Genomic DNA, 13,462 nt, shown 5'->3' on the forward strand with positions numbered 1-13,462 from the left:
CGGGATCGCTATGTGACCTGAATGAACGAAATTACACCTGTCGGCTCCGCCGCGCTTCGTACCCGCAAACCTGACTGGATCCGCGTCAAGGCGCCGATCAGTCCCGGTTATATCGAGACGAAACGCCTCATGCGGGAAAAGGGGCTGGCGACGGTGTGTGAAGAGGCCGCATGCCCGAATATCGGCGAATGCTGGAGCAAGAAGCACGCGACCGTGATGATCCTGGGCGATGTGTGCACTCGTGCCTGCGCCTTCTGCAATGTAAAGACCGGCATGCCCCGCAAGGTCGATCCGCTGGAGCCTATGCACCTTGCAGAAGCCGCCGCCGAAATGGGGCTGGAGCATATCGTTATCACGTCGGTGGACCGCGACGATCTGCCCGATGGCGGCGCGTCGCAGTTCGTGAAGGTTATTCAGGAATTGCGCCGGACGACGCCGAATACCACCATCGAAATTCTGACTCCGGACTTCCGCAACAAGCACGAGGCGGCTGTGGAATCTATCGTCGCGGCGCGACCGGACGTGTACAATCATAACCTGGAGACGGTTCCGCGGCTCTACCCCACCATCCGTCCCGGCGCGCGCTATTACGCGTCCTTGCGCCTGCTCGAAACGGTGAAGAAACACGACCCGTCGATTTTCACCAAATCTGGCATCATGCTGGGGCTGGGTGAGCAGCGGCTCGAAGTGCATCAGGTCATGGATGATATGCGGTCTGCGGACATCGATTTCCTGACGATGGGGCAGTATCTTCAGCCTACGCCCAAACACGCCAAAGTCATCGAGTTTGTGCCGCCTGCGGGCTTCAACGCTTACGCCGCCATCGCGCGGGCGAAGGGATTTCTTCAGGTGGCATCCAGCCCATTGACTCGATCCAGCTATCACGCGGGCAAGGATTTTGCCGAAATGCGCGCCGCCCGCGAAGCGCAACTTGCCAAGCGGAACGGCCATGCCACGGCATGAGGAAACGCGGCATCTGCCGTACACACCCGAACAAATGTTCGACCTTGTCGCCGATGTTCAGCGATATGAAGAATTTCTGCCATGGGTCAGCGCCATACGTGTTCGCTCGAACAGCGAAACCGAAATGATCGCCGACATGGTCGTGGGCTTTAAGGGGCTACGCGAGACGTTCACATCGAAAGTCGTGAAAAAGCATCCGCAAGAAGTCCGCGTCGATTATCTCGACGGACCGTTGAAGCATCTGCACAACCTCTGGCATTTCAGAAGCGACGGGCAGGGCGGGGTGCTTGTCGACTTCGAAGTCGAATTTGCGTTCAAAAACCGCATATTTGAGGCGCTGGCCGGGCAGGTATTCGATAGCGCGCTTCGAAAGATGATAGGCGCATTCGAAACGCGGGCCGCGGCGCTTTATGGTGCAGAAGATTCCGGCATCAACAGTTCGAGCGCGCATAACGCCGCCTGAAGGCGCACCCCGCCACGGCCATTATCTTCAAAATGCCGGATGTCGGCGACGGCGTGGTCTTCCGGCGCGCCCTTTTCCGCGCGGGCAAAGACGACGGTGCCTACCGGCTTCTGCTCCGATCCGCCACCCGGTCCCGCTACCCCGGTAATGGCAACGGCAATGTCGGAGTGAGATTTCGCGAGCGCGCCCTGTGCCATTGCCCAGGCAACGGCAATCGACACCGCGCCGAAGGTGTCTAGAACATCCTCCGAGACACTCAGCAACTCGCGCTTCATGTCGTTCGAATAGGTTATAAATCCCACTTCGAATACGTCCGACGATCCGGGAATTTCGGTCAGCGCTGCCGAGACGAGACCGCCTGTGCAACTCTCTGCGACCGAAATCGTGCGTCCGGCGCTCCGGTTGGCAGCGATGACGTCGCGCGCCAGGCTGATGAGTTCGGGGGGTAATATGGTGTCAGGCATAGGTTCAGAACACTTCCGGCAATGACAAGGTTGCAATGGCTTGCGCTGCAATGCCTTCACCTCGTCCGGCAAATCCCAATCGTTCGGTGGTCGTCGCTTTTACGCTGACACGTCGAATGTCAATCGCCAGCATCTCCGCAATACGGGACCGCATCTGCTCGCGATGGGGACCGATTTTAGGGGATTCGCATATGATGGTGACGTCCACATGACCGATAGTCCCACCCCGCGCGACGACCAGATCGCGCGCATATTCGACGAAGCGGGAGGATGCCACCCCGCGCCACTGGGGATCGGAAGGCGGAAAATGGCTGCCGATATCGCCGTCCGCGAGAGCGCCAAGCATAGCATCCACCAGCGCGTGAAGTGCGACATCGGCATCGCTATGCCCGGCCAACCCCTTGTCATGCGGAACATGAACGCCGCAGAGCCAGAGCTCTTCGCCGGGAACCAGGCGATGCACATCATATCCCATGCCACATCGCGTGCCATAGGCATTTGAGAGCCGTCGTTCGGCCTGTGTGAAATCGGCGGGGGTCGTAAGTTTTTCCAGCATGGTGTCGCCTTCGATCAGCATGACGTCCTGTCCGCGCGCGCGCACCATTTGAGCGTCGTCCGTCGGCTCGGCAATACCATGCCAATGTTCATGGGCCGTATGAAGCGCACTCAACCGAAAAGCTTGCGGGGTTTGGACGCGATACAGGTTCTCACGGTCGACAACTTCACCCAGAGCAGCGCCACCGCGAACCAGCGTATCTACGACGGGAAGCACTGGGACAGCAGCATCGCCGTCTTTGAACGCGGCCAACAACCGGTCTATGACCGCAGAGGGCAGGAACGGTCGAGCGGCATCGTGGATGAGCACGAAATCTGCGCCTGTTGCTGCCTGTAATCCGGCCCACACCGATTCCCGGCGGCTGGCACCACCGACAACATATGTGACGGACACATTGTCATTATGTCCGACGATATTGCGTGCCGTATCGATCTCTCCGGCTCCGACAACAATGATTAGGCGTTCGATTGCAGGGTGTTGCGCCAATGCGTCGACGGCATGCGCGAGCACGGCCTTTCCGGCGACCTTGCGATATTGCTTCGGAACGCCACCACCTGCACGCTGGCCCCGCCCAGCGGCAACGATGATGGCGACGGTTTCTTCAGATGACATAGCGCCGCGCATAGCGGAGCATGCATCGCTCCGCCAGTCGCTTGCCGTATGGCCGGATTGCCGCTACAGGACTGCCTCATTTTTAGGCACAGTAGCATGCAAACCGGCGCACCCGTTTCTTCCATCGGTCCCATTGCCATTGGCAATGTCACAATCGACGAGCCTGTAATTCTGGCGCCGATGACCGGCGTGACGGATATGCCCTTCCGCACCTTGGTGCGTCGCTACGGCTGCGGCCTGAACGTGACGGAGATGATCGCGACGGCGGCGATGATCCGCGAAACGCGGCAATCCATTCAGAAATCGGCCTGGCATCCGATAGAAGAGCCGGTGTCGATGCAATTGGCGGGCTGTTCGCCCATGGAAATGGCGGAAGCCGCGAAGTTGAATGCGGATCGCGGTGCTGCCATCATCGATATCAACATGGGCTGCCCGGTAAAGAAGGTCGTCAATGGCGACGCCGGCAGCGCATTGATGCGCGATCTGCCCTTGGCTGCCGCCTTGATCGAAGCGACCGTGAAAGCGGTCGATGTCCCTGTCACCGTCAAAATGCGCATGGGCTGGGATCATGCCAGCCTCAACGCGCCCGAACTTGCGCACATCGCGGAAGACCTTGGCGCGCGGCTGATTACCGTTCACGGACGCACCCGCAATCAAATGTACAAGGGATCGGCTGATTGGGCGTTCGTCAGGAAGGTCAAGGAGGCGGTCTCGCTGCCGGTTATCGTCAATGGCGACATCTGCTCTTTGGAAGATGCGGATACGGCTTTGGCGCAGAGCGGTGCCGACGGTCTCATGATCGGACGGGGTGCCTATGGGCGTCCCTGGCTGATCGGGCAGGTGATGCACTGGTTGAAAACGGGCGAACGGCTCGAAGACCCATCGCTGGCTGAACAATATAACGTCATCCTGGATCACTATTGCGCCATGCTCGACCATTATGGGACAGAGACGGGCGTGAATATGGCCCGCAAGCATATCGGTTGGTATACGAAGGGATTGCCCGGTTCCGCCGAATTTCGTCATGCGGTCAATCGGGAGCCGGACGCCGAACAGGTGATCGACATGCTGGCGCGGTTTTACGAGCCGTTATTGGGTCAGAAGTCTGTCGCTTTTGAAGATTCACCCTTCGTCCAAGCCGCCTGAGCATGGCGCATATGCCCGCGCCACCTGCCCGACAAGACGATGAGCCGACGCTAAACGATGTCGTCACGGCGTTCCCCGTCGCGACGCTTGTCGTTCGGCCGAATAATTGCATCGCCAACGCCAATGTGCGGGCGGAGACGCTCCTGAACATGGCACGTTCCGCCATCATCGGCAGCGATATCGCCCGGACTGTCCGTATGTCCGATGTCGAGGGACGATACGACGTCTGGAATTCGCACAAACCCCTCGCGGCCTATGATGTGCAGGTTCACGCCGGCCGCACGGCCGCTATGGCAGTGGACCTGATGATCGCACCGATTCCGGACCATGAGGGCTGGCGGGTGGTGTCAATCCACGCGAAAAGCGAAGCGCAGAAGCTCGCGCACCGGCGCACCGGAGGCGGTACTCGCTCGGCAATGGGGGCGGCGGCTATTCTCGCGCATGAGATAAAGAACCCGCTCTCCGGCATCAGAGGCGCCGCGCAACTGCTCGACACGGGCGAAGACGACGGCAACAGTGCGCTGACCCAACTGATCTGCAACGAGGTTGACCGCATTGCTGCTCTGATCGACCGGATGCAGGATTTCACCACCGAACGGCCGCTGGAATGCCGGCCCGAAAATATCTACCCGCTGATCGATCGCGCAGCCGAAGTGGCCATGGCCGGCTTCGCGCGCGATGTGGTCATCACCAAGGGATACGATCCATCGCTGCCTTTTGCGGTGGTAAATGGCGATGCGCTTGTGCAGATCATGATCAACCTGCTCAAGAACGCTGCCGAGGCGCTGGAGCATCGCGAGCGTCAGACGCCAAAGCCGCGCATCCGCATAGTGACTGCCTTTCGCCATGGCATGTCGGTGATGATGCCGGGGGGGAAGGGGAATGCGTCGCTGCCCATAGAAATCCTTGTGATCGACAACGGCCCCGGCGTGCCCGAGCATATCCAGGAGCATTTGTTCAATCCCTTTATCACGGGCAAACGAACGGGGCAGGGGCTGGGCCTCGCTCTGGTCGACAAGCTGGTGCGCGACATGAACGGCTTCGTCCAGTTTCAGCGTGACGAGGAAGCGAAAGAAACGATTTTCAGGATCTTGCTGCCGATGGGGATGGGTTGATGTCGGGAATATCGGGTAAGGTATTGGTCGTCGATGACGATCCGGCGATCTGCATTGTTTTGGGCGAAGCCTTGAGGCGGCAGGGGCATAAGGTCAAAACCGCCGCGTCTATCAAGGAGCGTTCCGCGCTCCTCGAAACCTTCACGCCCGACGTGCTGATTACGGACGTGATGCTGCCGGACGGGAACGGTCTGGACGACGTCAGCGCGATCATAGCCGACATTCCCGCCATCAGCGTCATCGTCCTGTCCGCACAAAATACGCTGAACACTGCCGTGCGCTCCGCCGAAAAGGGGGCGTTCGAATATCTGCCCAAGCCCTTCGACCTTAACGAGTTGACGCGCGCCGTCGCCGATGCGCTGGCCATGCGGCGTCAGGATTCTGCCGACAATGCGGACGGTGATGGCGAAATGCCCGAGCAGGATGGCCTGCCGCTCGTGGGCCGATCCGCCGCGATGCAGGAGGTGTACCGGACAATTGCGAAGGTTGTGTCGAACGACCTTACGATATTGGTGCTCGGCGAGTCTGGCACGGGCAAGGAACTCGTCGCAGAAGCAATCCACAAGCTGGGTCGTCGTCGGACAAAGCCGTTCGTCGCCATCAACATGGCGGCGATACCGCGGGAACTGATCGAGGCTGAATTGTTCGGCTATGAGAAGGGCGCGTTCACCGGCGCGCATGCCCGCACCGCCGGCAAGTTTGAGCAAGCCAATGGCGGCACGCTTTTTCTGGACGAAATCGGGGATATGCCCTTGGAGGCGCAAACCCGGCTGCTGCGGGTTTTGCAATCCGGGGAAGTCACCACCGTCGGCGGATCGACGCAGGTAAAAGTCAATGTCCGAATCATCGCCGCGACGAACAAGGAACTACCCAGCCTGATCGCCGAAAACCGTTTTCGCGAGGACCTCTATTATCGGCTGAACGTCGTCCCCATTCCGCTCCCGGCACTGCGCGACAGGAAAGACGATATTCCCCTCCTGGCCCGTCATTTTCTGGAGCGCGCAGCAAGCGAAGGGTTGCCTCGAAAGACCCTGGCGGATGACGCGGCGATGCTGATGGGTAGCTGGCACTGGCCCGGTAACGTCCGCGAGCTTCAGAATCTGATGCAGCGCCTGGCAGTACTTTCACGAGAGAATGTCATCACAGCGGATATCTTGCGGCTAAGTTTGCCATTGCAGGATGTCGAAGGCAGCGGGAGCGCGTTTGGCGCGGACCGCGTCGGCGATGCTGTGCAGGATTGGGCCAGGGCGCAACTGGCGGTCGGCGGCACTGCGATGCGCGAAAACCTGTATGAAGATATGCTGACGCTGGTCGAACCGGTTTTGCTACGCGAAGCGCTTTTGAGTACCGATTGTAACCAGATTCGTGCGGCCAGCCTCCTTGGCATCAATCGCAACACATTACGGTCCAAGCTCAACGAATATAAAATCGATCCGACCACACTTCGTCGGTAGGGCGCGCCGATAAACACCCCTCAATCATCGACCAATTGCAACAAATACGTCAAAAACTGTGTTTTAGTGAGCACATTATTGTTGTATCCATGCAACTATGACCGATAACGCGGAGTTGCCGCAGCATCATGAAACGTCGTGGCGACGCCTGTTGCCGCAAGCGTTGCGGGGGCGAAGCCTTGCCCGTTTCGTAGAGACGTTCGCGCTCCTGCTGCTGATCGGAACGGCTCTCGTCACCTATCTGCTGGTGACGAGCCAGGGCGATACTTTCGCGCTGCTCACGCCACCGATTGTCGCTTTGTTGCTCGTCGCGAATCTGGTGCCGGCCATTGCGTTGCTCGTATTGTTGGGCCGAAGACTCGCTATCCGCCGGGCGGCTAGGACGGCCGCGGGCAGTGAAGGCCAGTTGCATGTTCGCCTCGTGGCGATCTTCTCGATCCTGTCGAGCGTGCCGATGCTGCTGGTCGTGATCTTCGCATCTTTGCTTTTTCAATATGGCGTGCAGTTCTGGTTTTCCGGCAGCACGCGCGGCATGCTCGAAAACGCGAACGATTTCGCGCGCGGCTATTACGATCAGAACCTGCGCGAGGTTAGAGAAGAAACGCTGACGATGGCGAACGATCTGAGGGACTATTTGAACCAGTCCCCGATATCGAGCCCGGAGTTTCGCGAAGGTTATGTCTATCAGGTCGTCACGCGCAAACTGAACAGGTCCGCCATCATTCAGGTCGGCAAGGACGGCGTCGAGCGGACCGCTGCCAATGTCGCTTCGGATGACAAGGTGGCAAAGAACATCCTCACGAAATCGGTGATGGATCGTTTGGCGGGCGGCGAGGATGTGGTGGTCAATGCCAGCCCCAACCAGATTCAGGCTGTCACCTTATTATATCCCGACGAGGGGATTTACCTGTACGCAACGCGCGATTCCGAAACGCTTGCGTTCAGTCAGGTCAAGCGCGCGCAAACGGTGTTGTCGGACTATGATGATTTCGCCGCACGCTCGCGCAGCCTGCAGCTGCGGTTCAATGTCTTTCTGTATGTGGGTTCGCTTCTTCTGGTCGGCATTGCGGTCTGGATTGCCCTTACCGTTGCCGACCGGCTGGTTCGTCCCGTGAACGAACTTGTCGATGCGGCACGGCGTATCACGGCGGGCGACCTGTCGACGCGGGTGTCCGGCCCGCATGCCCGCGACGAAATCGGAACATTGGCCAGCGCATTCAACCGCATGACGCAAAGGCTGGAGGCGCAGACGGGCGCGCTTGTTGCGGCCAATGGGCAGCTCGATAATCGCCGCGCGTTTATCGAAGCGATCTTGTCGGGTGTCACCGCAGGCGTTTTGTCGGTGGATCAGAACCATATCGTGCAACTTCTTAACAGCTCGGCAGAGCGAATATTGGTGGAGGAAGGGCAGGACCCACTGGGCCAGCCGCTCTCTGCGTTGTCGGTGGAACTGGCCGAATTGCTCGATGAAGAACAGAGCGCGGGCATTGTGCAGATACGGGCGCATGGGGATCTCCGCACTTTGGCCGTCAAGATATCCCGCGATGCTGCGGGGCATGTCCTGACGTTCGATGATATCACGCAACAATTGTCCGATCAGCGGCGCGCCGCATGGTCGGACGTTGCCCGTCGCATCGCGCATGAGATCAAGAATCCGTTGACCCCGATCCAGCTTGCGGCCGAACGGCTTCAGCGGCGCTACGGCGAGGAGGTGACCAACGACAAGGCAACCTTTGCGCGGTTGACGGGCACGATTGTCCGTCAGGTGGGCGATCTGCGGCGTATCGTCGATGAGTTCTCGTCTTTCGCCCGGATGCCCAAGCCCGTGTTCCGGCGGGAAGCAATAGCGGATGTCGCGCGTCACTCGCTGTTCCTGCACGAAGTGGCGCATCCTGACATCGGGTTCGAATTCGATTCCCTTATCGGCACTCAGGAAATCGTCTGCGACCGGCGCCAGATCGGGCAGGCCCTCACAAACATTGTGAAGAATGCAGTCGAAGCCATTGAACCGAAGGATTTACCTGAAGATGGCGCATTGCGCGGCCATGTACGAATGCTCCTTGATCAGGATGACGCAGGCAACCTCGTCATCAAGGTAACGGATGACGGCATTGGCTTGCCGCCAGAGCGGGAACGCATCCTCGAACCGTATATGACGACACGGGTGAAGGGCACCGGCCTCGGCCTCGCCATCGTCAAGAAGATCGTGGAGGAGCATTGCGGCGAAATTGCTTTTTGCGATGCCGATGGGGGTGGGGCCTGTGTGTCGATTACCCTCGATATGAATGCATTGGAACGACTGGAAGCGACCCCGGATCAGGTCGCTACGAAGGGAATAATGACAGCTCATGGCGCTTGATATTCTGATCGTCGATGATGAAGAAGACATCCGTGAACTCGTCGCGGGTGTTCTTGAGGATGAGGGCTATGAAGCTCGCACGGCGGCCAACAGCGACGCGGCAATGGATGCGCTGGACGCGCGTCGGCCTTCGCTGGTCCTGCTGGACGTATGGTTGCAGGGGTCCAAACTGGACGGGCTGGAACTACTGGACGAGATCAAGAAGCGCGATCCTTCCATTCCGGTCCTGATGATTTCTGGGCATGGAAATCTCGACACCGCAGTGGCGGCCATTCGCAAGGGCGCCGTCGATTTTATCGAAAAGCCTTTTGAGGCCGACCGTCTTCTGCATCTCGTTTCCCGCGCCACGGAAACCGAGCGGCTGCGACGTGAAAACCAGTCTTTGCGCGCGCGGATCGGGCAAGATGATGAGCTCACCGGCAATTCGAGTGCTATCAACGGGGTGCGTGCGACTATCAAGCGTGTCGCCGGAACGGGAAGCCGGGTTCTGATTTCCGGGCCATCCGGCGGTGGCAAGGAAGTCGCGGCGCGCATGCTGCATGCTTGGAGCGGTCGGGCAACGGCGCCCTTCATCGTGGTCGCTGCAGCACGCATGGAACCGGAGCGCGTAGAGGAGGAGCTTTTCGGCGTCGAGGACAACGAAGGCATGGTCCGTCCCGGATTTCTGGAACAGGCACATGGCGGAACGCTGTACCTCGATGAAATTGCCGATATGCCGATTACCACGCAGGGGAAGATCCTGCGGGTTTTGACCGATCAGAGTTTTACGAGGGTAGGGGGGCAACGTCAGGTCAAGGTCGACGTCCGCGTCATCTCTTCCACCGCACTCGATCTGACGCTGGAAATAGAGGAAAAGCGGTTCAGGGAAGACCTGTACTATCGCCTCAATGTTGTGCCGCTGGTCATCCCGCCGCTCAGCGACCGGCGCGATGACATACCGCCGTTGGTCGAACATTTCCTCGCCCGCTTTGCGGCGGAGAAGCGGGTGACCTCACCTGACATAGCGACGGATGCAATGGCGGCGCTTCAGGCTTGCGAATGGCCAGGCAACGTCCGTCAGCTTCGCAACGTCATAGAGCGGACCATGATCCTGGCACCGGGCGATCGCATCGGGCGTATCGAGCTGGATATGTTGCCTGCCGAAGCGACCGGTGGCGGAGGCGGCGGCGAAAGCATGAGCAACAGCGCGATCATGGGATCGCCCTTGCGGGAGGCCAGAGAGAGCTTCGAACGGGAATATTTGCGGGTCCAGATCCGCCGATTTTCGGGCAATATATCGCGCACAGCTACCTTCATCGGCATGGAACGCTCGGCCTTACATCGCAAATTGAAGTTGCTGGGCATTACGGAGGACAAGGACGGGTAGGGCACCCTATCTGGCCCGGCATCGATTTTTACGTGTCGACTTATTCAGGTTGTGGGCTTGCCAAAGCGGTTGGACTTATCTCGCACTTGCGTTACAAACTTCCGTCCCCGGTACGCGGCGGACAGCACGATGCCTTTGCCAAGGGCGCAAGTGCGGGCAACGTCCCGCCAAAATAGAAAGCCTTTTAACCATGGCCGAAAAGATAAATAACCTTCAGGACATCTTCCTGAACAGCCTTCGCAAGACCAAAACGCCGGTGACCATGTTCCTGGTCAAAGGCGTAAAGCTTCAGGGCATCATTACTTGGTTCGATAACTTCTCGGTTCTGCTGCGCCGCGACGGTCAGTCGCAACTGGTGTATAAGCATGCGATCTCCACCGTCATGCCTGCCCAGCCCATGGACCTGTCCGAAGTACGCAAAGCCTTCGAAGCGAACGACAAAAAGGCCAAGCTTCTTCAGGAAATCTTTCTGAATGCCGTCCGCAAGTCTGGCTATCCGGTCACCATGTTCCTTGTGAACGGCGTGATGCTGCAGGGGGAGATCGCCGCGTTCGATCTGTTCTGCATGCTGCTGGAGCGCGATGGTATGGCGCAACTGGTCTACAAGCATGCGATTTCCACGGTGCAGCCGTCCCATCCGCTCGACTTGTCTGCGGAAGGCGAAGCCGATCAGGATTAAGTCCGCCTCCATCGAACGATGTGTTCGCCAGAGCGTTGAACAGGCATGAGTGCATTTACCCGCGAATCCGATGACGAAGTCTCACGAGGCGCCCGTGCGGTCGTCGTACATGCCGAGCTGCATGGCGGCGACCGCCGGAACCCCGAGGCGCGCCTGGAAGAAGCCAAAGGGCTGGCGCTGGCGATCGGCATCGACGTCCAGGCCTCTCAATCCTTTCGCGTGAGAGATCGCAAACCTGCGACACTTTTCGGCAGCGGCCAGGTTGACGCCATCGCTGCCCTCGCGATGGATCATGAAGCCGACCTTGTGGTGGTCGATAACGCTTTGTCGCCTGTTCAGCAGAGCAATCTGGAAAAGGCAACCAAAGCCAAGGTCATCGACCGTACCGGGCTTATCCTTGAAATATTCGGGGAACGAGCGGCTACGAACGAAGGTCGCCTGCAAGTCGAACTGGCGCATCTCGACTATCAGGCAGGACGCCTGGTACGCAGTTGGACCCATCTGGAGCGCCAGCGTGGTGGATTCGGCTTTCTTGGTGGGCCGGGCGAAACGCAGATCGAGGCCGACAGGCGAATGATCCGGGATCGTATGGCGAAGATCCGCCGGGAACTGGAGCAGGTGACCCGAACACGCGGCCTGCATCGTGCACGACGTCAGAAGGCGCCGTGGCCGGTTATAGCCCTTGTCGGATATACCAACGCTGGCAAGTCCACGCTATTCAACAGAATGACCGGCGCTGAGGTGATGGCGGAAGATCTGTTGTTTGCCACTCTCGACCCCACCATGCGCCAGATAGCGTTACCGGGTTTGGATAAGGCGATCCTTTCTGACACCGTTGGGTTCGTATCTGATCTACCCACACAACTTATCGCGGCATTTCGTGCCACGCTGGAAGAGGTCTTGTCGGCGGACCTGATCGTACACGTACGAGATGTGGCGCATTCCGATAGCAACGCGCAACGCGATGACGTGCTGCAAGTACTTGAAGAATTGGACGTAATTGGGGAGGGGGTCGACCCGGTTACTGCCGTTCCAATTCTGGAGGTATGGAATAAACTGGATTTGCTGGACGAAGAAGCGGCTGCGCACATGCATGAGGTGGCTGCACGGCAGGACAATGTTGTCCTGGTGTCAGCACTGACTGGAGAAGGCGTTGATGGCTTCCAAAAGGCCGTCAGTGATATGCTAACCAAAGGTGCCGATGTTCATCAGATCATGATCGACCCGACTGACGGTGCATCGCTTGCGTGGTTGCATGAACATGGCGAAGTGCTTGAAAGTGCTATGCAGGCGGACGGAATGCGTGTCGAAGCGAGATTATCCCAGTCTGCATATGCCAGATTTCGCGCTCGCCAGAGTTAAGCCTGCCTTTTCACCTTTTGCCAAAGCTCTTCTTTTTCTTCCAACGAAAGAGCGCAAAAGGTGTCGCCACTTTCCAATTCCATAGCACGGAACCGCGTTTCAAACTTTCGATTTGCCCTGCGCAGCGCCACTTCCGGATCGACCAGCAAATGGCGAGCCAGATTGACGACGGCAAATAGCAAGTCCCCCACTTCGTCCTCTCGTTCATCTTGGGAAGTGGTATCTTTAACTTCCTCTATTTCCTCTTCAATTTTTGCAAAAACGCCAGTTAGATCTGGCCAATCGAACCCCGTCCGTGCGGCACGCTTTTGTATCTTTTCCGCGCGCATCAGCGCGGGCAGGGCAATGGCGATATCGGCTAGAGCGCTCGTGTCGGAACTCTTCTCGGAGCGTTCGGTGGCCTTGATATTCTCCCAACTGGATTGTGCCGCATCGGCGTCGGATCGATTTTCTGAAGTGAAAACATGTGGATGACGACGGATCATTTTCCCACAAATTGCGTCAATGACATCCTGCAGCGCAAAATGTTGAGCTTCCTCCGCGATCCGAGCATGGAATACGACTTGGAGCAGGAGATCGCCAAGTTCTTCCCTTAAGGAAGGCATCTCGTCGCGCACAATGGCGTCAGCGACCTCGTAAGCTTCTTCAATTGTATAGGGCGCGATAGTTGCGAAGGTTTGCTCAACATCCCAAGGGCATCCGGAATCGGGATCGCGGAGTTTGGCCATGATATCGGCTAGGGGCGTGATGTCCGCCTTAGTAGACGCGGGATTTGCAGCACTTCGGTCAGGCATATTTGTTCCTGCCATTTAGAGAAGTCACAATTTCTGCCATATAGAAATGTCACACGTTGAGGAAAGCAGGGGCTGCGTGGAGCCCTCGGGATAGCGCAGCGCAGACCCTGCTGATGCGCTGATCTTGGG

Annotated in this window: 12 protein-coding genes; 9 read left to right on the plus strand and 3 right to left on the minus strand. The window is 58.4% G+C overall.

The genetic code is table 11. From position 1 onward, the window contains the following. Positions 1–21: 21 nt before the first annotated feature. Complete coding sequence (gene lipA, locus LQ220_RS17115) at positions 22–963, plus strand: lipoyl synthase (protein WP_230189344.1); 942 nt, start codon at positions 22–24, stop codon at positions 961–963. Beyond that, positions 950–1,426 carry a type II toxin-antitoxin system RatA family toxin gene (locus LQ220_RS17120; RefSeq protein WP_230189345.1) on the plus strand — a complete coding sequence of 159 codons (477 nt, stop codon included), beginning with the start codon at positions 950–952 and terminating at the stop codon, positions 1,424–1,426. Before lipA ends, LQ220_RS17120 begins: the two co-directional genes overlap by 14 nt. Here LQ220_RS17120 and LQ220_RS17125 read toward each other — a convergent pair. Both LQ220_RS17125 and LQ220_RS17130 read right to left on the minus strand, forming a co-directional pair. After that, positions 1,372–1,890 (minus strand): CinA family protein, encoded by a 519-nt coding sequence (locus LQ220_RS17125; RefSeq protein ID WP_230189346.1) that lies wholly within the window; start codon positions 1,888–1,890, stop codon positions 1,372–1,374. The two genes, LQ220_RS17120 and LQ220_RS17125, sit on opposite strands and share 55 nt — an antisense overlap. Positions 1,891–1,894: 4 nt before the next feature. After that, positions 1,895–3,070 (minus strand): bifunctional 2-C-methyl-D-erythritol 4-phosphate cytidylyltransferase/2-C-methyl-D-erythritol 2,4-cyclodiphosphate synthase, encoded by a 1,176-nt coding sequence (locus LQ220_RS17130; protein WP_230189347.1) that lies wholly within the window; start codon positions 3,068–3,070, stop codon positions 1,895–1,897. Positions 3,071–3,154: 84 nt separating this feature from the next. On the opposite strand from LQ220_RS17130, the gene dusB reads away from it, so the two are divergent. The 7 genes from dusB to hflX all read left to right on the plus strand — a co-directional run bounded on the left by dusB (position 3,155) and on the right by hflX (position 12,539). Next, the gene (gene dusB, locus LQ220_RS17135) at positions 3,155–4,204 is read left to right on the plus strand and encodes a tRNA dihydrouridine synthase DusB (RefSeq protein ID WP_230189348.1); all 1,050 of its coding nucleotides are present in this window, start codon (positions 3,155–3,157) and stop codon (positions 4,202–4,204) included. Between the two features lie 2 nt (positions 4,205–4,206). Then, the gene (locus LQ220_RS17140; RefSeq protein WP_230189349.1) at positions 4,207–5,319 is read left to right on the plus strand and encodes an ATP-binding protein; all 1,113 of its coding nucleotides are present in this window, start codon (positions 4,207–4,209) and stop codon (positions 5,317–5,319) included. Next, positions 5,319–6,773, plus strand: coding sequence for a sigma-54 dependent transcriptional regulator (locus tag LQ220_RS17145; protein ID WP_230189350.1), 1,455 nt, complete (start codon positions 5,319–5,321; stop codon positions 6,771–6,773). Before LQ220_RS17140 ends, LQ220_RS17145 begins: the two co-directional genes overlap by 1 nt. Positions 6,774–6,870: 97 nt before the next feature. Beyond that, positions 6,871–9,132, plus strand: coding sequence for an ATP-binding protein (locus tag LQ220_RS17150; protein WP_230189351.1), 2,262 nt, complete (start codon positions 6,871–6,873; stop codon positions 9,130–9,132). Further along, entirely contained in the window at positions 9,122–10,498 is a 1,377-nt protein-coding gene (locus LQ220_RS17155) for a sigma-54 dependent transcriptional regulator (protein ID WP_230189352.1), read from the plus strand. The genes LQ220_RS17150 and LQ220_RS17155 overlap by 11 nt, the downstream gene beginning before the upstream one ends. Before the next feature lie 172 nt (positions 10,499–10,670). Continuing rightward, the gene (gene hfq, locus LQ220_RS17160; RefSeq protein ID WP_281824526.1) at positions 10,671–11,177 is read left to right on the plus strand and encodes an RNA chaperone Hfq; all 507 of its coding nucleotides are present in this window, start codon (positions 10,671–10,673) and stop codon (positions 11,175–11,177) included. Between the two features lie 45 nt (positions 11,178–11,222). After that, a complete protein-coding gene (hflX, locus tag LQ220_RS17165) occupies positions 11,223–12,539 on the plus strand; it encodes a GTPase HflX (protein WP_230189354.1) in 1,317 nt (438 codons plus the stop codon). Here the strand turns inward: hflX and mazG are convergent. Next, a complete protein-coding gene (gene mazG / locus LQ220_RS17170; RefSeq protein ID WP_230189355.1) occupies positions 12,536–13,333 on the minus strand; it encodes a nucleoside triphosphate pyrophosphohydrolase in 798 nt (265 codons plus the stop codon). The genes hflX and mazG overlap by 4 nt on opposite strands. Positions 13,334–13,462: the final 129 nt, after the last annotated feature.

Source organism: Sphingobium sp. CECT 9361 (assembly GCF_918741285.1).
Classification (GTDB): domain Bacteria; phylum Pseudomonadota; class Alphaproteobacteria; order Sphingomonadales; family Sphingomonadaceae; genus Sphingobium.

Bases quoted from the DNA above. Each gene is read 5' to 3' on its own strand.
- lipA (WP_230189344.1), top strand. From the start codon at position 22: ATGAACGAAATTACACCTGTCGGCTCCGCCGCGCTTCGTACCCGCAAA.
- LQ220_RS17120 (WP_230189345.1), top strand. From the start codon at position 950: ATGCCACGGCATGAGGAAACGCGGCATCTGCCGTACACACCCGAACAA.
- LQ220_RS17125 (WP_230189346.1), bottom strand. From the start codon at position 1,890: ATGCCTGACACCATATTACCCCCCGAACTCATCAGCCTGGCGCGCGAC.
- LQ220_RS17130 (WP_230189347.1), bottom strand. From the start codon at position 3,070: ATGCGCGGCGCTATGTCATCTGAAGAAACCGTCGCCATCATCGTTGCC.
- dusB (WP_230189348.1), top strand. From the start codon at position 3,155: ATGCAAACCGGCGCACCCGTTTCTTCCATCGGTCCCATTGCCATTGGC.
- LQ220_RS17140 (WP_230189349.1), top strand. From the start codon at position 4,207: ATGGCGCATATGCCCGCGCCACCTGCCCGACAAGACGATGAGCCGACG.
- LQ220_RS17145 (WP_230189350.1), top strand. From the start codon at position 5,319: ATGTCGGGAATATCGGGTAAGGTATTGGTCGTCGATGACGATCCGGCG.
- LQ220_RS17150 (WP_230189351.1), top strand. From the start codon at position 6,871: ATGACCGATAACGCGGAGTTGCCGCAGCATCATGAAACGTCGTGGCGA.
- LQ220_RS17155 (WP_230189352.1), top strand. From the start codon at position 9,122: ATGGCGCTTGATATTCTGATCGTCGATGATGAAGAAGACATCCGTGAA.
- hflX (WP_230189354.1), top strand. From the start codon at position 11,223: ATGAGTGCATTTACCCGCGAATCCGATGACGAAGTCTCACGAGGCGCC.
- mazG (WP_230189355.1), bottom strand. From the start codon at position 13,333: ATGCCTGACCGAAGTGCTGCAAATCCCGCGTCTACTAAGGCGGACATC.